The organism is Rhodocyclus tenuis (assembly GCF_014197755.1).
GTDB classification, from domain to species: Bacteria; Pseudomonadota; Gammaproteobacteria; order Burkholderiales; family Rhodocyclaceae; genus Rhodocyclus; species Rhodocyclus tenuis.
This window is the reverse complement of the sequence record NZ_JACIGE010000005.1, coordinates 44,391-60,478: the sequence shown is the minus strand read 5'-3', so window position 1 is coordinate 60,478 and position 16,088 is coordinate 44,391. Positions and strand designations below refer to the sequence as shown.

Sequence of the window (16,088 nt, the reverse complement as noted above, 5' to 3'; positions counted from 1 at the left end):
CATGCGCCGTAAACCGGACCTTCTCACCCCGGACCTCTTTGAGGTTCCGGTACCAGCCTCGGCGCTTCCGGGAGAGCTTGATTACTCCCTCGCGATCCGTCGCCTGCTCGTCGATGCAATCAAGGAATCGGGAATCTCGTCGGCAATCATCGCCGCACGCATGGGCGAGCTGACCGGCGCGACGATCAGCGAGCACCAACTGCACAGCTGGACCGCCCCCTCGCGAGACGGCTGGCGCTTCCCGCTGGAATACCTACCGGCCTTCGAAGTCGCCTGCGACACCCACGCCGTATCGTCCTGGCTGTGCAAGGTGCGGGGCGGTCGCATGCTGATCGGACGCGACGCCTTCAATGCCGAAATCGGGCGACTGGAGCGCATGCGCGACGAAGCCGGCAAGCGCATCAAGGCGCTGAAAGCCGCGGCGGGAGAAATCAAATGAACGCGCCGCTGCCCTCCGCCATCACCTGCGCCACGCTGGCCGATATCGCCGCCGCGCTGCAGATCAGCAAACAGGGCGTGGCCGCCCGCGCCAACCGCGAATCGTGGGCTTTCGACGAACAGTCCGTCCGTGGCGGAAAGCAACGCCGCTACCCCCTCGCAACCCTGCCCAAAGACGTGCGCGACGCTGTTCAGTTGCAGGCGCTTCACGCTATGTCGGCGGCGCAGCAGCCGATCGCTTCGGCAGACGCCATCGAGCCGCTTGCTTACGCCTCTGCTCAATTCCACGCCGTTGCCAGAAAACTGGCGATCGCTCCCGCGTCGAACCAGACAGCCATCCAGTTGCGCGGGCCTGAAGACGAAGAACTCGACCGCGACCAGCGCGCCTGCGAACTGGCCCGCGATCGCATCCTCAACTTCGTCGCCGGGTTTCCCGGATCGACCGCCCGAGCGATCGATCACCTTAACGCCGAGCGCCATGCACAACGACTTCCAGCACCGCTGTCGTGGGCATTCGACCATGCGTGGGACAAACCTCGCGCCGATAACCGCCTTACACTCAAAACCTACTACAACTGGGCGAAGGTCAAGAAAACCCGAGGCCGCGCCGCCCCCGTTCGCCGTACCGCAGACCTGTCAGTCAAGCCTTGGCATGCGCTCGCAGTCACCTTGCGGCAACGCCCTCAAGGATCTTGCCTTAACTGGATCACCGATCAGGTCGCCGAGCAATGGCAGGCGGCGTGGGGTGAAAAGCCCGTCAGTTATCACGTCATCCGGCGCTTCTTCACCGAAAAGTTCTCGCAGATCGACCAGCTGAAAGGGCGGCACACCGGCTCGGCGCTGCGCGCTCACAAGCACTGGAAGCCGCGCACCTCTGCCGGGTTGCTGCCCTGGCAAGAAGTTCACGCCGACGGCTGGAATACCCACTTCACCGCGCCACACCCGATCACCGGCGAATACGTCACCTACGAAGTCTGGCACTTCCACGACGTGGCCACGCGCTACGTCCCGCCACCCGGCATTGGGCTAACCGAAACCTTTGAAGTCATCACCGCAGGACTTGAGCGCTGCGTGCGGGCCGGCGGCCTGCTCGCCGTCCTGCAAACAGACAGTACCAAGGTGGTCAAGCGCAGCCCGCGCTTCACGCAGGACGAGTTCATCGCGCTGTCCGAGCGCGCCGGAATGCTCGTCGTGCACCCGAAGGAAGTCGGCAACTCGCAAGCCAACGGCATCTGCGAGAACTTCAACACCTGGCTGGACAAAAAATCCCGCGCGCTTGCCACCTACCAGGGCAAGGGCATGGACAGCCTGACCCTGCGCCGCGTTAAGAAACTCACCGAAAAGATGGTCAAGGCCGCCAACGTCGGCGACCTTGCCGAGCGCGACCGTTACAAGGCCGAAGCCGAGCGCACCGGCAAGGGCATCGTTTTCACCTCGCGGCTTGAGGCCGAAAAATGGATCAACGACACCTGCGACGAGTGGAACGACAAGCCGCACCGCTCGTTGCCGAAAATCTGCGACCCGGCCACCGGAAAGAAACGCCACCAGACGCCGCGCGAGGCGCTCCAGCAGCACATTGACGCCGGCTGGAAGCCCGTCGCCATCGAAGAACACCACATCGTCGACCTGTTCCGGCCGCGTGTGCGCTGCAAGGTCGTGCGCGAAGCCGTCAGCCCGATCGGTAAAGGCCAGCGCTACCACTTCCCCGGCCTCGGCGCCTGGAACGGCGAAGAAGTCTCCGTTGCCATCGACCCGCAGGACTGGCGCGCCGTGTGGATCGAAACGCTACGCGGCGAATTCATCGGCGTCGCCGACCTGGTCGAAGCCAGCGGCTACCGCGCGCAAACACAGTACGAAATCGCCGAGGAAAAGCGCGCCGCGGCCCAGATGCGCCTGCTCAACAAGAAGATCGAGCGCGTGCAAGCCCGCACCGGCCTCACGCTCGCCGTGCCGGCCAGCACCGAAGTGGTCATCGGCGGCCGAATCATCGACCACGCCGAGCTGCAGGCGCTCCCGGCCGCAGCGCCCGCCGCCCCCACGCGCGAGCAGAAGCTCCATGCCCGCGCCACGGCGATCGCCCCCGCCGCGCCGACGCCGCGATCCGAGCGCCCCGCGTCCGAAAACTACGCCGAATGGTGCGCCCTCGACGCCCGCCTGCAGGCCGGCGACACCATCAGCGATGCCGATGCCCGCTGGCATCGCACCTACCCGCAGTCGGCTCAATACCGCGCCGAGTGCAAAAAGAAAGCCGCCGCGTGACGGCAATCACGCAGCGGCCTGATCAGCAACAACACTACTTAGGAGCCTCGAAGATGTCACAAATCGCCCGCATCCACAACCTCAGCCTGGTGCAGATCGCCACCGAGCGACTGCTCGGCCGCACCAGCGGCCTGCCCGGGATCGGCGCCCTCTACGGCCCCGCCGGCTACGGCAAAACCACCGCCGCGAACGCGATCGCCAACGAAAACCGCAGCTACTTCGTCCAGATGCGGTCGGCGTGGTCGCGGAAGACCCTGCTCGAAAAGATCCTGCTCGAAATGAGCATCCGGCCCGTCGGCACCATCTCGCAGATGCTCGACACCGTCTGCGCGCAGCTCGCCACCAGCAACCGCATGCTGATGATCGACGAGTTCGACCACTGCCTGCGCAGCGACAGCCTCGTCGAGCTGGTGCGCGACATCTACGAAGGATCGCAGGCCACCCTGCTGCTGCTCGGCGAAGAACTGCTGCCGCAGAAGCTCAAGAAGTGGGAGCGGTTCCACAGCCGCATCCTCAGCTGGATTCCCGCCCAACCGATCAGCCTCCGTGACGCGGAAGCACTGGCGCCGATCTACTGCCCCGGCGTGCATGTCGGCACCGATCTGCTCGAGCAGCTGGTGCGCGTCTCCGGCGGCAGCGTGCGCCGCGTGTCGGTGAACCTCGCCGACATCTACGACGCTGCCAGCGTCGAAGGCTGGGAATCGGTTACCCGCGCCCAGTGGAGCGACCGCCAGATATACACCGGCGAAGCACCGCGGAGGGCTGCGTGATGAACGAACAGAAGTGGGTAATGGTTCCCTCCGAGCCGACGCCGGAAATCATCGCTGGCGCCGCCATCGCCGCTTGGCCGAAAGCAAGCGCGGCCGATATTGCGATTGCGAAAAATGCGGCAAAAATCGTGTTGATGTCGATGGCGTCGCCAGTAGGCGTCACGCTGGATATGTTGGCAGCTACTCTGGCGACGATGGCGCCCGCCTACCGCGCCATGATCGCCGCCGCGCCGAAGCAGCCGGCGCAGAAGCCACCGAACGGCTTCGACGAATGGTTCAATTCCGTTGAGGCCGGAGACGGCGACATCCCGCTGCCGACACCTTCGGAGGGTAAGCGCTGGGATGAATACGTCGGGCGGCGGCAGACGGCGCTTGCCGCTTGGATTGCGGCAACGAGAGCAGAACAGGTTTCCCGTGCTGTCGATAAAGCATGGGACAGGTTTCAGTCGGCGGTAAAGCCGGTGGCGCAGGAGCCGTCCGCCCTCGCCGCAGTGGAGGCCCCCCATGCCCCTTAAGCCCGTCACCGAATACGTCGGCGGCGTCGGGCCGCGGCAGCGCGTCTGGGACGCCATCCGCCTGCTGGCGGCAACCGAGGGCGTCGTCTTCACCGAGCGCGACATCCTCTCCGCCGTGCCGCGCAAAGCCCTTGCCGACGTCGATCTGTCGGCCATCCGCGATTACCGGCGCGGGCTCGTCGCTGCCGGCATCCTCGTCGTGGCCGTCGAAGGCACCGCGCGCAACGCCGCCGCCTATCGGCTGGCAGTGGATAGCGGCATCGAGGCGCCGCGCGTCCGGCGTGACGGCACGCGAGTGACCACCGGGCTCGCGCAGGAGCAAATGTGGCGCACCCTGCGCATGCTGCCGACCGAGTTTAACGCCCGCGAACTCGCCTCCTACGCCAGCACGCCCGAGAACCCGGTCAGCGAGGTCGCCGCCGCCGACTACCTCGGCAACCTCAACCGCGCCGGCTACCTCATCGTCGTCAGCGTCGGCAAGGGCAACGCCTACAGCAGCCAGCGCGCACGCTACCGCCTCGATCCCCGGCGTAACAGCGGCCCCAAGCCGCCGATGGTCTGCCGCACGCACGTCGTCTATGACCCCAACCTCGGCCGCGTCGTCTGGCAGCCGCCGGTGAGCGAGGAGACCGCGATCTATGGCTAAGTCGCCCACCGTCGATCGCGCGCTCGCCGAGCGCCTGCTGATCGCCGCCGTCGCCGATGCCGGCCGCGCCGGCAAAGCCGCGGTGGCCGCACGCCTCGGCTACGGCCGCGCGCTGATCTCCCGCACGCTCAGCCCGAGCGACCCGCTCGGCATGAGCGACGCACTCGCCGAGCGCGTGATCGCTACCTACCACCGCATCGAGCACTGCCCCGGCACCGGCGACGAGCAACCCCGCGCCGAGTGCCTGCGCATCGCCGGCCTTGAGCGCGCGCCGATGCACAACCCGGCCGCCATGCGCGTCTGGAAAGCCTGCCAAACCTGCCCCAACAAGCCCGCACCTGCGGGCGGAAAGGAGTCGCAATGAACGTCATCGCCCTGCGCCGCACCCCTGTCGGCGTTAATCCTGTCCTCGCCCGGCAGCAGGCCAGCGAGCAGACCATCACCCTGCGCAACCTCGCGCGGCTGCAGACGCTCGTCGATGCCAGCGCCAGCCTGCTGCGCGATGGCTTTGAAGTACTCGACTTGATACCCGCCGCCCAAACCGCCCGGCCGACGCTGCTCATCCGCCCCAGCGCCCGGCTGGCGGCTATGGTCGAGCGCAACGAGGCCACCTACTACTCGGTCGGCAACCTGCCCGAACACGGCGGCGCGTACCGCGTCGGCCAGTTCGAGCGCTGCGGCGCGCGGGTGCTCTGGATTGAGCAGGGGGTGCAGTCATGAAACTGATCGGCGAAATCATCTCCTGGCGGAGCGTCGAAGACGCGCTGCCGGACGCTGACGAAAGCGTACTGATCGCCGGCGACTACGACGCCCCGGTGTGGATCGGATTCCTCGGCTATGAAATGGTCTGGTTTGACGCATCCACCGGCGAGGAAATCGACTCGCCACATCACTGGGCGCCGCTGCCCGATGGGCCGGGAGCGCCGCAATGAAGCCGTTCGCCGCCATCGCCCGCCTGCGTCTCGCCCTGCTCCTCTGGTATGCCCTGCCGGGCCACTACCCAACCATTCGCCGCGCCTGGGCCAGCGCGCGCCGGGAGGGCTGACCATGTCCAGTCTGCTCTCCCTGCAGCTCCAGTCTCTGCTCACCACCAAGACGCTCGACGAGCAAATCATCGACATCCTGCGCGACGCGAGCGAGCCGTACAGCGTGCGCGATATCGCTGTGCGGCTGACGCACGAAGTGCCGAACCTCTGCGACGAGATCCGGCGCTTGCTGCACGAGCGTCGCATTGAGCGGGCCGACGACAAGGATGCCCCGGCAGACATGCCGCGCAAGACCGTCGCCACCTACCTGCTGCCGGGTCGGGTGGTCGCCTTCGCGCCACGCGCGGCTGCCGCCGAAAAGCGCAGCGCTAAGCCGGCGCCTGCGCGCAAGACGGTGCCAGTCCCCACGGCTGACAGACCCGCGAAGCTACTGGGCCGGATTGTCGATGCTCTCGCCGCCGCTGGCCCTGGTGGTCTGACGACCAAGCAGCTGGGCGACGCCCTGCCCGAGTACTGCCGCTCGTCGCTCTACCCGATGATCACCGCCGCTTGCCGCGCTGGCCTTGCGCACCGGCCGCGCTATGGCTTGGTCGTTGCCGGGCCGGGCGCCGATGCGCCGTCGCAGCCGCGACCCGCAACGGTCGATAAGTTGAAAAAGCTGCTCTCGACCGTAGTGGATGCGCTCGAAGAAGCAAAGAACGGGCTGCTTTGGTATCAGGATCAATTCCCCGACGTTGTGAATGACTCAGACGCTGAGGCAATGGAGCGGATCGATTCCGCTCTTGAAGCCGGGCGCCGGGGGGGCTGACCATGCCGGAACTGCTCAACCGCACCAAGGGCAGCGTGCAGGATCTGGCCTTGTCGCTGGCCTGCGCACGCGACAGCGGCCGCCCCTATACGCTCGCCGACCTTGAAGCCTCGCTTGACGATGAGCGGCGCTCGGTCGGCGCGCGCAAGACGGTGATCGCGCTGCTGGAGCGCGAAATCAAGCGCCAGCGGAAGGCGGCAGCATGAGCGGCCTGCCTCTCGTCTCCTGCCCGTCCTGCGGCGCCCGCGCCTCGCTCGACGTGCTGATCGGCCACGCTGGCGCGCGCGATGCGCTGCTGGCGCTGGCGCGGCTGCACCCGGCCATGTCCTCGTTTGCGCTCGTCGCGCTGCGCTACATCGGCCTGTTTGCGCCAGGCAAGCGAGAGATGGGGCTGGACCGTGTAGCCACCATCCTCGCCGAGTTGGCCGACCTGATCGGCTCCGGCCGCGTCGAGCGCCACGGCCGCCAGTGGCCGGCGCCGCTCGACGCATGGCAGACCGGCATGGAGTCCATGCTCGCCAACCGCGAGCGCCTCACCCTGCCGCTGCGCTCGCACGGCTACCTGATGCAGATCGTCGTCAGCGCCGCCGAGCGCGCCGAGGGCGCGGCCGAGGCCAAGACCGAGCAGACGCGCGCCTACGCCTACACGCAGGACCGCACCAGCGCCCCGGCGCCGGTGCAGGTGGCCGTAGCGTTCGAGCAGCGCGAGAAAACCCCAATCCCTTCCGCCGTCGCCGAGCAGCTTGCCGCGCTCGGCATAGCGCGCAAACCAAGGAGCGACCATGCCGCCGATTAAACCCGCCTGCCTTGCCGCGCTGTCGCAGCACATCGGCGCCAGCAAAGGCATCACCGCCGCCGCGCTCGCCCGGCAGCTGCATGCCGGCCAGCGCGGCGTGCGCACCGCCATCACCGATCTGCGCATGGACGGCGTGGCCGTCTGCGGCCACCCGCGCAGCGGCTACTACATCGCCGAAAACGCGGCCGAGCTGGAAGAGACGTGCCGCTTTTTGGACAACCGCGCCCTGCACAGCCTGACGCTCGCTTCGCGCCTGCGCCGCGTTCCGCTGGCCGATCTGCTCGGCCAGCTCAAGCTGCGCACCTGACCCCTTTACCCACCTTCCCACCACCTTCCCACCACCAGGAGAAACCATGCCTCCCAAAGCAAAAACCCGCATCAAATCGGCCGCCGCGATTGTCGCGGTGCCGCAGAACCGCGAGCAGGCCGCCGAGGCCGTGCGCGAGATCGGCGAACGGCAGCGCGAGCTGACCCGGCTCACCGCTGACATGAACGACGAGCTGGCGCGCGTGAAAGAACGCTGGGAGGCCGCAGCCGAGCCGCACAACGCCCGCATCGCTGCCCTCACGCAGGGCGTGCAGACGTGGGCCGAGGCCAACCGCGATGCGCTCACGCAGGGGGGCAAGGTGAAGACCGCCGCACTCACCACCGGCGAAATCCTCTGGCGCCTGCGCCCGCCGAGCGTGCGCGTCACCGGCGCCGAGGCGGTGCTCGACATCCTGCGCCGCATGGGCCTGACGCGCTTCATCCGCAGCAAGGACGAAGTGAACAAGGACGCGATCCTCAACGAGCCGGAGGCCGTAGTGGCGGTGCCTGGCATCAGCATCCAGCAGGGCGAGGATTTCGTGGTCGTTCCGTTTGAGGCCGAACTGGCCGGGGAGGCAGCATGATCTGGTTCAAGAATCTCATCATTTTCCGCCTGCCGAGCAACTGGTGGGTGACTGCCGAACGTCTGTCGGAGCAGTTGGTGCAGCGCCCGCTCATTTCTTGCGCCGCGCTGGAGTCTGAGGCGCGGGGCTGGGTAGCGCCGCGTGAGGGCGGCGAATTGGTGCACGCGGTCAACGGCCAGTGGCTGCTTGCGCTCGGCATCGAGCAGAAGCTGCTGCCCGCTGCCGTCGTGGCCCGCGTTGCCAGGGACCGCGCTGAAGAAATCCGCGAGAACGAAGGACGCCGCGTCGGCCGCAAGGAAATGCGCGAGCTGAAGGAGCTCATCACCGAAGAGCTGCTGCCGCGCGCCTTCGTGCGCCGCCGCACCACCTTCGGCTGGATCGACCCGAAGAACGGCTGGCTGGTCGTTGATTCCGCCACGCCGGCCAAGGCCGAGGAATTCCTCGAAGCGCTGTACAAGACGCTCGAATCGCTGCCGGCCAAGCCGCTGCATCTGGCGCGCTCGCCGGTGGCGGCGATGACCGGCTGGGTCGCCGACAACGAAGCGCCGGCCGGATTCTCGATTGATCAGGATCTGGAACTGCGCTCGCCGGAAAAGGCGACCGTGCGCTACGCGAAACACAGCCTCGACGGCGAGGAAATCCGCGCCCACATCGCCGCCGGCAAGACGGTGACGCGCCTCGGCATGACCTGGAACGACCGCATTTCCTTCCAGTTCGGCGAGTCGGGCGCGATCAAGCGCGTCGCCTTCCTCGACATCCTCAAGGAAGAAAACGAGACCGACGTCAGCAACGAGGACGAGCGCTTTGACCTCGACTTCACGCTGATGGCCGGCGAACTGGCAAAGCTCTTTGCCGACCTGATCGACGTTGTCGGCGGCGAATCCCCTTAAACGCCGGCTCTCGCCTCAAGCCGCCCGCGTTAAGCGTCGGGCGGCTTCGGGAGAAAGCCGAAGCGATTTAACGGAGACGAACATGGCAATCAGCAAAGAACAGTGGGCCAAGATCGAAGAGCAACTCTCGTTGCCGTGGGGGCGTGTCGAGATCAAGTGCGATGGGTATGCCGTAACCGCTTGTGTCTCGCGCGACAGCAAAACGTCTATGAGGTACCACGTCGCGATCTACGTCGACGGCTACATGCGGGGCGAATGGTTCAAGGGTGAGGCCGAAGAAGCGAAGAAATTCTGCCGCCCGGTTTCGCGCCCGGTGCTGACCGGAAAACTGCGCCAGCTCTACGAGCGGCTCTCGAAGAGCCGCGCCCTTCCCGCCGCAGAGAGAAAGCGCAATGTCGAAGCGCTGAACCAGAAGCACACCTACTGGACCCCGACATTTCCGAACGGAAAAGCCTTCTGCCGGCACATCCGTAAAACCTGCACCGACATCGAACTGATGACGGCCGGGGCTGAGTGAAGTCGATATCAGGGAGTAGCGCCATGCCCAAAGCCATCTTTCCAGCCCCCCTCGCGGCCATGCTCGTCGCCAGCGCCGGCAAAAAGTACCGCCCGAGCAACGGCACCGAAGGCGAAATCTTCATTTCGCACTGGTGCTTTGCGTGCCAGCGCGACAAGGCGCTGCGCGAAGACCGAGACGTATTCGAGTGCGACGACAACGAGCGCTGCGACATCGTCGGCAACACGATGTGCTACGACGTCGAGGACGAAAAGTACCCGAAGGAATGGCGGATCGGCAACGACGGTCAGCCGTGCTGCACGGCGTTCGTTCCGGCCGGCGACCCCATCCCCACGCCGCGCTGCGAACGCACCCTCGACATGTTTGCGGAGGCGCCATGAAAGCCATTTCTATCCGCCAGCCGTGGGCATGGATGATCTTGAACGGCAAGGATGTCGAGAACCGCGACTGGGCGACGCGATTTCGAGGGCGTGTGTTGATCCATGCCAGTAAGGGCATGACGTACGAAGAGTGGCAAGACGCGTGGGAGTTCGCCCAAGGCAGCGGCCTATCGCCCAAGGCTGTCAATGCTGGACTGACGAGCAAGAACATCGCGCGCGGCGGCATCGTCGGCAGCGTTGAGATCGTCGATTGCGTTACCAAAAGCGACTCTCGGTGGTTCGTCGGTCGCTATGGCTTTCTCCTGCGCGATCCGGAGCCGCTTCCGTTCATCCCGTTTAAGGGCCAGCTTGGCTTCTTCGACGTGCCTGATCACCTATTGAAGGTGTCGCCATGAAAACCAGCCCCTACCACCGCAGTCAAGCCGTGCGCCGACAGCCCGAGCTGGCACAGATCCACATCGCCAAGAAAGACCTTGGCATGGCCGACGACACCTACCGCGCCATCCTGTGGTCGCTCGGCCGCGTGCGCTCGTCGGCCGACCTCGACCACGCCGGCCGCGCAGCGGTGCTCGCGCACTTTCGCGCCTGCGGCTGGAAGCCCAAGCCGCCCAAGGCCAAGCCCGCCGCGCAGCGCCACAAGGCGCCGGCGGCGACCAAGGAAGACATCAGCGCCAAGATTGCCGTGCAGCTGCGCGCGCTCGATGCCGACTGGCCCTACGCCTACGCTGTCGGCCGGCGGATTTTCCCGGCCATCGAGCGCTGGGAGTTTTTGAGCGCCGAGCAGCTCGGCAAGGTGTCATCGGCGTTGGAGCGGACCATCCGTTACCGTGCTGCGAATGGGGCGAAGCCATGACTGATCGTAAGCACGACAGCACGGCCAGCGGCGACGAGGATCTGCTCGACCTCTTGCCCGGAGAGCTGCGCGCGATCGCCGAGATTATCGGCATCCCGGCGGCGCTGCGCCTCGTCGAAGCGCGCGGTGGGCGGCGCATTTACTTCCCCGCCGGCGTCGATGCCGATCACCAGCTGGTCAAGCTGATCGGACAGGCGCCGGCCGAAGCGCTATGCCAGGCGTACGCTGGCGAGCGGTTGGAGATCCCGCGGGCGCTCGGTTACGTCCGCGCCGTGCGTAACGCCCACATCATGCAGAGCCGGGCGCAGGGCATCAGTCAGTCGGCGCTGGCTGGCGAGCACCAGCTCTCGGAGCGGCACATTCGCAACATCGAGCGCTGCGCCGGCGACGACGGTCAGATGGGATTGTTCTGACCGTCAGCTGGCGCTGCGGACCTGAGTCGCCGACCACACGAGTGCGCCGACCCAACCGAGCAGCGTCCAGCCCAAAAACAGGTTGAGGATGGCGATTGCGTTGCGCTGATGATGCCCTCTGCGGTAAGCGACGATCGCCGGTACGAAATAAACCAGAATCAACAGGGCAATGGTTGCCAGGCCCAAGACGCCGTATAGATCAATCACGATCTTCTCCTTGCCGATAGCATCACTCTGAGACCAAATTCTAGCGGCATTTGACACTGCAATGCCGTAGTCGTAGCTTAAAAAAGGACGGACGCATCGCAGGCGGAACCATTTCCGCCTTATCCCGCGGTGCCTCAGCCGCCACGATGGCGGCATGCGTCCAATCAATCTCATCGTCATCCACTGCGCTGCAACGCCAAACGGCGACAGCCTGTTCCGCGGCAGCCCAGGCACGCCGGGCCAGCGCACGCCCGTGCAGGCCATCGACGCCATGCACCAGGCGCGCGGCTTCCGCCGCTCGCCCAAGGTACGCCAGGCGTTCAACCCACAGCTGGCCGCCATCGGCTACCACTTCGTCCTCTACACCAACGGCGCCATCGTCACCGGCCGCGCCCCCGCCGAGATCGGCGCCCACGTACAGGGCCACAACGTCGACTCGCTCGGCATTTGCCTCGTCGGCACTGACAAGTTCTCGCCCGCGCAATGGGAGTCGCTTCGCGGCGTTGTCGACTCGCTCGCCAAGCTCTACCCGGCAGCCCGCATCGTCGGGCACCGCGATCTGTCGCCCGATACCGACGGCGACGGCAAGGTCGAGCCGAAGGAGTGGATCAAGGTTTGCCCCGGCTTCGACGTCGGCACCTGGCTCGCTGGCGGCATGGCGCCGCTGACTGATCACCTGCTGGAGACATCACGATGACACCGTTACTCGCCCTTGGCCTGACCTTGCTCTCCGTCGGCTGGCTGCTCGGCATGGCCTGGGCAACCCATGCCACCGCCTACTTTCAAATCACCGGCTGGCGCCGGCTGCTCTACATCGTCTTCTGGCCGGCCTTGGTCATCGACCTGCTGCAGGTGCCGTGATGGAGCCGCTGACCATTGCGCTGGGCCTCGCCCAGATTGCCCCGAGCCTGCTGCGCTACTTCGGCGTCGGCGAAAAGCCCGTCGCCATCGCCGAGCAGGCCATCGCCCTGGCCAAGACCGTCACCGGTGCTGCCAGCGGCGAGCAAGCGCTGGCCGCGCTGCAGGCCGACCCAAAGCTGGCGCAGGATTACCAGCTTGCCGTGATCAAGGCCGACGGCGAGCTTGAGACGGCGTACCTCGCCGACCGGCAAGACGCCCGCGACCGAGACGTGAAGCTGCGCCAGGCCGGCTACGCAAACAAGCGGGCCGATCTGATGGTGCTCTTCGACGTGATCGGGCTCGTCGCCTGCCTGGTGGTGCTGTCGCTCTTCCGCGCCGACATCCCCGGCGAGGTGGTCGGCCTGCTCTCGACCATTGCCGGCATCTTCGGCCTTTGCCTGCGCGACGCGCATCAATTCGAGTTCGGCAGCAGCCGTGGCAGCCGCGACAAGGATGTCTTGCTCTCGGGAGTCAAAAAGTGAAGGCGCGCTGGATCTGGCTGCTGCCCGCTGCCATCACGATTGCCCTGCTGGCGCGGGTCGGTCATATCGCCGCTGCGGGGGGCATCGCATCCGGTATCGGCGCAGCGCTCGCGTTAATCGACTGCGCCGTGCTCTCGGGCTTTGCATGGGCCTTAACGTGGCTGGCGCGCCTGATCTTCGCCAAGGAGTAAGTCTCTCACCGTCAATCATGCTGCGGCGGGTTGGCTATGTCTTTCGCAACGAGGCGTCAGGTCTGCAGCTGCTCGATGCAGAGGGGTCATTCAAGGCTTGGATGACCCCGTCGAGCAGTTGGACGGTGAAGCCCATCTACGAAATCGTGCAACTGGATCAGGAAAACCTAAGTGACATACAACCTCGACCAGGACATTGAGCGCGCAGTCGATCCCGTTGATCATGGCTGCGCCCGCGCCGACGAGTTCGTGTCGGACGCGATCGACGCCCAGATCCGCAAAGGCGGCTTGCGCGACAAGACGATCGACGACTCCGCGAAAGAGTGCGCGATCTGCGATGCCCCGATCCCCGACGCTCGTCGAGCCGCCTATCCCGGCGTGCAGACGTGCGTCGAATGCGCAAACGATCTTGAGCGCGAACTAGCGCATGCACGGAGACGGTGATGACTGTTCAGGTTGAGCTTTGGGGGCTGATCACCTTTCTGGTCATGCTGGCGATCACTTTCATGGGCTGCGTTTTCGGCTTTGCTCGCGTGCTGGGCGCGCAGATCGATCAGCGCCTCAGCGAGAAATTCAAGGCGCAGGAAGAGGCGCGCGAGGTGGGCAGTAAGGCGCTGCGCGAGCACATCGACCGTTACATCGCGCAGGCCGATCGCACTGCCGATCAGGTGGCGACGCTTGAGCGCGACTTTTTGCGCTGGCAGGCGGAGCTGCCGGTGAATTACGTGCGGCGGGAAGACTACGTGCGTGGGCAAAGCGTGATCGAGGCAAAGCTCGACGCGCTCTACAGCAAGCTGGAGGTGGTGCAAATGAGGGGAGTAAGCAATGGTTGATACCGCCAAAGTTCGGCGCGAGTCGATGCGCTGGAATCTGATCAACACGCTGGACAAGGCGAGGCCGCATACCAGCAGCGAAACCTTCCTGCTCGACGTGATGCGGGCAATCTATCCGGATGCGACCTTGCTGGAGGTCCGGCGCGAACTGGATTACCTGGCGGATCGGCGACTGGTCGATCTGAACAAGATGCCGTCGGGCGCGTGGTTTGCGGATCTGACGCGCTACGGCGTCGATATCGCCGAATACACGATCGACTGCGCGCCCGGCATCGCCCGTCCCGAGAAGTACTGGAGCGAGTGATGGCTCGGCGGTCGAACATTGACGGACTGCCGGAGGACGTTCGTCGGTGGCTTGAGCGTGCGCTCGCGGAAAGCAATTTCAGCGGCTACCAGGCGCTGGAAGAGATGATGCGGGAGCGCGGCTACAGCATCAGCAAGAGCGCGATCCATCGCTATGGCCAGAAGATCGAGCGGCGCTTCGCTGCCATCAAGGCCAGTACGGAGGCGGCGCGCTTCCTGACCGAGGGGGCGGCCGATGACCAGGACGCGCGCTCGGAAGCGGTGATCGCCCTGGTGCAGACCGAGCTCTTCGAGAGCATCGTGAATCTGCAGGAGGCCGATGAAGAGGGGGTGAAGCCGGAAGACCGGATCGGACTGCTGTCGAAAGCTGCAAAGAACATTGCCACCCTGGCGCGGGCGTCGGTCAATCAGAAGAAGTTTCGACTCGAGGTGCAGGAAGAAACGCGGCGGAAGCTGCTCGAAGAGCAGGCGAAGAAGCTCGATGCTCTGCAGAAGAAGGGGGGCGTGACGCCCGAAACACAAGCAGCAATCCGCGAAGCACTAGGAATCTCGTAATGGCCTTCAAAGGAAACGCCAAGTGCATTCCGCGTGACGTGGACGCGATCTTCTTGCCCTATCAGTCCCGCTGGATTACCGATGATTCGATCCTGAAGCTGATGGAGAAGGCTCGACAGATCGGTCTTTCCTGGTCGTCTGCCTACAAGTGCGACGAGCGCACGGCTGCTCAAGGTGCGCGCAATGACCAGTGGGTCAGCTCGCGAGACGATCTTCAGGCAAGGCTGTTTATCGAAGACTGCAAGATGTGGGCGAAGATCATGGACCTCGCGGCGAATGATCTCGGCGAAATCGTCATTGACCCGAAGGCGAAGCTGACTGCTTACGTGCTGGAGTTTGCCTCCGGCAAGCGAATCCACAGCATGAGTAGCAATCCGGATGCACAGGCCGGCAAACGCGGCGGGCGCGTACTCGACGAGTTCGCGCTGCATCCAGATCCGCGCAAGCTCTGGTCGATCGCCTATCCAGGCATCACTTGGGGCGGCAATCTCGAAGTCCTTTCCACTCATCGCGGCTCAAAGAACTTCTTCAACGCACTGATCCGCGAGATTCGAGAAAATGGGAATCCGAAGAAAATCAGCTTGCATCGCGTGACTCTGCAGGATGCCCTAGATCAGGGCTTTCTCTTCAAATTACAGCAGATGCTGCCCGCGGACGATCAGCGTCAGGCGATGGACGAAGCGATGTACTTCGATTTCGTGCGAAGTGGTTGCGCGGATGAGGAGTCGTTCCAGCAAGAGTACATGTGCAACCCCGCCGACGACGATACGGCCTTCCTCGAATACGACCTGATTGCTGCATGCGAGTACGCGACAAACGTCGATTGGAAAGTGCGCGACCCGCTGACGAAGGGGGGGCTTTACACCGGTATCGATATCGGTCGAAAGAAGGATTTGACGGTCGCCTGGCAAGTTGAGGATATCGGGGGCGTGCTGCATACGCGTCGTGTCGAGCGCCTGCAAAACATGCGCAAATCGGAACAGGAAAAGATCCTCTACCCGATGATTGCCGAAAGCGACCGCACTTGTATCGATGCGACCGGTCTGGGCATCGGCTGGTCTGACGATGCCCAGGACAAGTTCGGGACGTACCGGGTTGAGGCGGTGACATTTTCCATCAGGGTTAAGGAAGAACTGGCCTATCCGGTACGCAGCAAGATGGAGGACCGCAAGGTCCTCATTCCCTACGATCCGAAGATTCGCGCAGGCTTACGCTCCGTGACGAAGCAAACGACCAGCTCCGGCAATGTTCGCTTTACTGCGGAACGCACGCCTGACGGCCACGCCGATGAGTTCTGGGGGCTGGCGCTGGCAGTTCACGCTGCATCCAGTCCGCGGTCGCCGATCGAGTACACCGCAGTACCGGACAAAGCCCAGCGCGAGCGCGACGGCGCCGGCGACGATGATGACGATCGCGACGATGCGCCCGCCGGCAAGGGCGGCTGCTGGTAACCCGA

29 protein-coding genes are annotated in these 16,088 nt (G+C 65.0%); 28 read left to right on the top strand and 1 reads right to left on the bottom strand.

From position 1 onward, the window contains the following. The first annotated feature begins 1 nt into the window (after position 1). The 19 genes from GGD90_RS08220 (at position 2) to GGD90_RS08135 (ending at position 11,161) form a co-directional block, all read left to right on the top strand. Positions 2-439, top strand: a complete 438-nt coding sequence (locus GGD90_RS08220) for a hypothetical protein (RefSeq protein WP_153116061.1) — start codon at positions 2-4, stop codon at positions 437-439. Further along, positions 436-2,697, top strand: a complete 2,262-nt coding sequence (locus GGD90_RS18320) for a Mu transposase C-terminal domain-containing protein (RefSeq protein WP_322741711.1) — start codon at positions 436-438, stop codon at positions 2,695-2,697. The genes GGD90_RS08220 and GGD90_RS18320 overlap by 4 nt, the downstream gene beginning before the upstream one ends. 53 nt (positions 2,698-2,750) lie before the next feature. After that, complete coding sequence (locus tag GGD90_RS08215; RefSeq protein ID WP_153116059.1) at positions 2,751-3,467, top strand: AAA family ATPase; 717 nt, start codon at positions 2,751-2,753, stop codon at positions 3,465-3,467. Further along, complete coding sequence (locus GGD90_RS08210; protein ID WP_153116058.1) at positions 3,467-3,982, top strand: hypothetical protein; 516 nt, start codon at positions 3,467-3,469, stop codon at positions 3,980-3,982. Before GGD90_RS08215 ends, GGD90_RS08210 begins: the two co-directional genes overlap by 1 nt. Then, positions 3,972-4,628, top strand: coding sequence for a hypothetical protein (locus GGD90_RS08205; protein WP_153116057.1), 657 nt, complete (start codon positions 3,972-3,974; stop codon positions 4,626-4,628). The genes GGD90_RS08210 and GGD90_RS08205 overlap by 11 nt, the downstream gene beginning before the upstream one ends. Next, the gene (locus GGD90_RS08200; protein ID WP_153116056.1) at positions 4,621-4,992 is read left to right on the top strand and encodes an XRE family transcriptional regulator; all 372 of its coding nucleotides are present in this window, start codon (positions 4,621-4,623) and stop codon (positions 4,990-4,992) included. The genes GGD90_RS08205 and GGD90_RS08200 overlap by 8 nt, the downstream gene beginning before the upstream one ends. Further along, positions 4,989-5,348, top strand: coding sequence for a hypothetical protein (locus GGD90_RS08195; protein WP_153116055.1), 360 nt, complete (start codon positions 4,989-4,991; stop codon positions 5,346-5,348). Before GGD90_RS08200 ends, GGD90_RS08195 begins: the two co-directional genes overlap by 4 nt. Beyond that, on the top strand, positions 5,345-5,560 hold the full coding sequence (locus GGD90_RS08190) for a DUF551 domain-containing protein (protein ID WP_153116054.1): 216 nt from the start codon (positions 5,345-5,347) through the stop codon (positions 5,558-5,560). Before GGD90_RS08195 ends, GGD90_RS08190 begins: the two co-directional genes overlap by 4 nt. A 115-nt stretch (positions 5,561-5,675) precedes the next feature. Further along, positions 5,676-6,422: a hypothetical protein gene (locus tag GGD90_RS08185; protein WP_153116053.1), complete on the top strand. Its 747-nt coding sequence runs from the start codon at positions 5,676-5,678 to the stop codon at positions 6,420-6,422. Between the two features lie 2 nt (positions 6,423-6,424). Next, on the top strand, positions 6,425-6,628 hold the full coding sequence (locus tag GGD90_RS08180; RefSeq protein WP_153116052.1) for a hypothetical protein: 204 nt from the start codon (positions 6,425-6,427) through the stop codon (positions 6,626-6,628). Next, positions 6,625-7,218 carry a hypothetical protein gene (locus tag GGD90_RS08175; RefSeq protein ID WP_153116051.1) on the top strand — a complete coding sequence of 198 codons (594 nt, stop codon included), beginning with the start codon at positions 6,625-6,627 and terminating at the stop codon, positions 7,216-7,218. The genes GGD90_RS08180 and GGD90_RS08175 overlap by 4 nt, the downstream gene beginning before the upstream one ends. Further along, positions 7,205-7,525: a helix-turn-helix domain-containing protein gene (locus GGD90_RS08170; RefSeq protein ID WP_153116050.1), complete on the top strand. Its 321-nt coding sequence runs from the start codon at positions 7,205-7,207 to the stop codon at positions 7,523-7,525. The genes GGD90_RS08175 and GGD90_RS08170 overlap by 14 nt, the downstream gene beginning before the upstream one ends. 46 nt (positions 7,526-7,571) lie before the next feature. Beyond that, positions 7,572-8,108 (top strand): host-nuclease inhibitor Gam family protein, encoded by a 537-nt coding sequence (locus GGD90_RS08165; RefSeq protein ID WP_153116049.1) that lies wholly within the window; start codon positions 7,572-7,574, stop codon positions 8,106-8,108. Further along, entirely contained in the window at positions 8,105-8,998 is an 894-nt protein-coding gene (locus GGD90_RS08160) for a recombination-associated protein RdgC (RefSeq protein WP_221227708.1), read from the top strand. Before GGD90_RS08165 ends, GGD90_RS08160 begins: the two co-directional genes overlap by 4 nt. Positions 8,999-9,080: 82 nt before the next feature. Further along, a complete protein-coding gene (locus GGD90_RS08155) occupies positions 9,081-9,515 on the top strand; it encodes a hypothetical protein (protein WP_153116048.1) in 435 nt (144 codons plus the stop codon). Between the two features lie 23 nt (positions 9,516-9,538). After that, positions 9,539-9,895, top strand: coding sequence for a hypothetical protein (locus tag GGD90_RS08150; protein WP_153116047.1), 357 nt, complete (start codon positions 9,539-9,541; stop codon positions 9,893-9,895). Further along, positions 9,892-10,290: an ASCH domain-containing protein gene (locus GGD90_RS08145; RefSeq protein ID WP_153116046.1), complete on the top strand. Its 399-nt coding sequence runs from the start codon at positions 9,892-9,894 to the stop codon at positions 10,288-10,290. The genes GGD90_RS08150 and GGD90_RS08145 overlap by 4 nt, the downstream gene beginning before the upstream one ends. Then, positions 10,287-10,748: a regulatory protein GemA gene (locus GGD90_RS08140; RefSeq protein ID WP_153116045.1), complete on the top strand. Its 462-nt coding sequence runs from the start codon at positions 10,287-10,289 to the stop codon at positions 10,746-10,748. Before GGD90_RS08145 ends, GGD90_RS08140 begins: the two co-directional genes overlap by 4 nt. After that, positions 10,745-11,161: a Mor transcription activator family protein gene (locus tag GGD90_RS08135; protein WP_153116044.1), complete on the top strand. Its 417-nt coding sequence runs from the start codon at positions 10,745-10,747 to the stop codon at positions 11,159-11,161. The genes GGD90_RS08140 and GGD90_RS08135 overlap by 4 nt, the downstream gene beginning before the upstream one ends. A gap of 3 nt (positions 11,162-11,164) precedes the next feature. On the opposite strand, the gene GGD90_RS18315 is transcribed toward GGD90_RS08135, so the two are convergent. Beyond that, positions 11,165-11,368 carry a superinfection immunity protein gene (locus GGD90_RS18315; RefSeq protein ID WP_221227707.1) on the bottom strand — a complete coding sequence of 68 codons (204 nt, stop codon included), beginning with the start codon at positions 11,366-11,368 and terminating at the stop codon, positions 11,165-11,167. A 154-nt stretch (positions 11,369-11,522) separates the two neighbouring features. Here GGD90_RS18315 and GGD90_RS08125 point away from each other — a divergent pair, with 154 nt between their 5' ends. The 9 genes from GGD90_RS08125 to GGD90_RS08085 all read left to right on the top strand — a co-directional run bounded on the left by GGD90_RS08125 (position 11,523) and on the right by GGD90_RS08085 (position 16,083). Beyond that, entirely contained in the window at positions 11,523-12,065 is a 543-nt protein-coding gene (locus GGD90_RS08125) for an N-acetylmuramoyl-L-alanine amidase (RefSeq protein WP_153116042.1), read from the top strand. Further along, the gene (locus tag GGD90_RS08120; RefSeq protein WP_153116041.1) at positions 12,062-12,229 is read left to right on the top strand and encodes a hypothetical protein; all 168 of its coding nucleotides are present in this window, start codon (positions 12,062-12,064) and stop codon (positions 12,227-12,229) included. The genes GGD90_RS08125 and GGD90_RS08120 overlap by 4 nt, the downstream gene beginning before the upstream one ends. Beyond that, the gene (locus tag GGD90_RS08115; RefSeq protein ID WP_153116040.1) at positions 12,229-12,750 is read left to right on the top strand and encodes a hypothetical protein; all 522 of its coding nucleotides are present in this window, start codon (positions 12,229-12,231) and stop codon (positions 12,748-12,750) included. The genes GGD90_RS08120 and GGD90_RS08115 overlap by 1 nt, the downstream gene beginning before the upstream one ends. Beyond that, a complete protein-coding gene (locus tag GGD90_RS08110) occupies positions 12,747-12,941 on the top strand; it encodes a hypothetical protein (RefSeq protein WP_153116039.1) in 195 nt (64 codons plus the stop codon). Before GGD90_RS08115 ends, GGD90_RS08110 begins: the two co-directional genes overlap by 4 nt. Positions 12,942-13,112: 171 nt before the next feature. Continuing rightward, positions 13,113-13,385 carry a TraR/DksA C4-type zinc finger protein gene (locus GGD90_RS18310; RefSeq protein WP_221227706.1) on the top strand — a complete coding sequence of 91 codons (273 nt, stop codon included), beginning with the start codon at positions 13,113-13,115 and terminating at the stop codon, positions 13,383-13,385. Continuing rightward, positions 13,385-13,774 (top strand): hypothetical protein, encoded by a 390-nt coding sequence (locus tag GGD90_RS08100; RefSeq protein ID WP_153116038.1) that lies wholly within the window; start codon positions 13,385-13,387, stop codon positions 13,772-13,774. Before GGD90_RS18310 ends, GGD90_RS08100 begins: the two co-directional genes overlap by 1 nt. Continuing rightward, positions 13,767-14,078: a hypothetical protein gene (locus GGD90_RS08095; RefSeq protein ID WP_153116037.1), complete on the top strand. Its 312-nt coding sequence runs from the start codon at positions 13,767-13,769 to the stop codon at positions 14,076-14,078. Before GGD90_RS08100 ends, GGD90_RS08095 begins: the two co-directional genes overlap by 8 nt. After that, on the top strand, positions 14,078-14,632 hold the full coding sequence (locus tag GGD90_RS08090; RefSeq protein WP_153116036.1) for a DUF3486 family protein: 555 nt from the start codon (positions 14,078-14,080) through the stop codon (positions 14,630-14,632). The genes GGD90_RS08095 and GGD90_RS08090 overlap by 1 nt, the downstream gene beginning before the upstream one ends. Beyond that, the gene (locus GGD90_RS08085; RefSeq protein WP_153116035.1) at positions 14,632-16,083 is read left to right on the top strand and encodes a phage terminase large subunit family protein; all 1,452 of its coding nucleotides are present in this window, start codon (positions 14,632-14,634) and stop codon (positions 16,081-16,083) included. The genes GGD90_RS08090 and GGD90_RS08085 overlap by 1 nt, the downstream gene beginning before the upstream one ends. Positions 16,084-16,088: the final 5 nt, after the last annotated feature.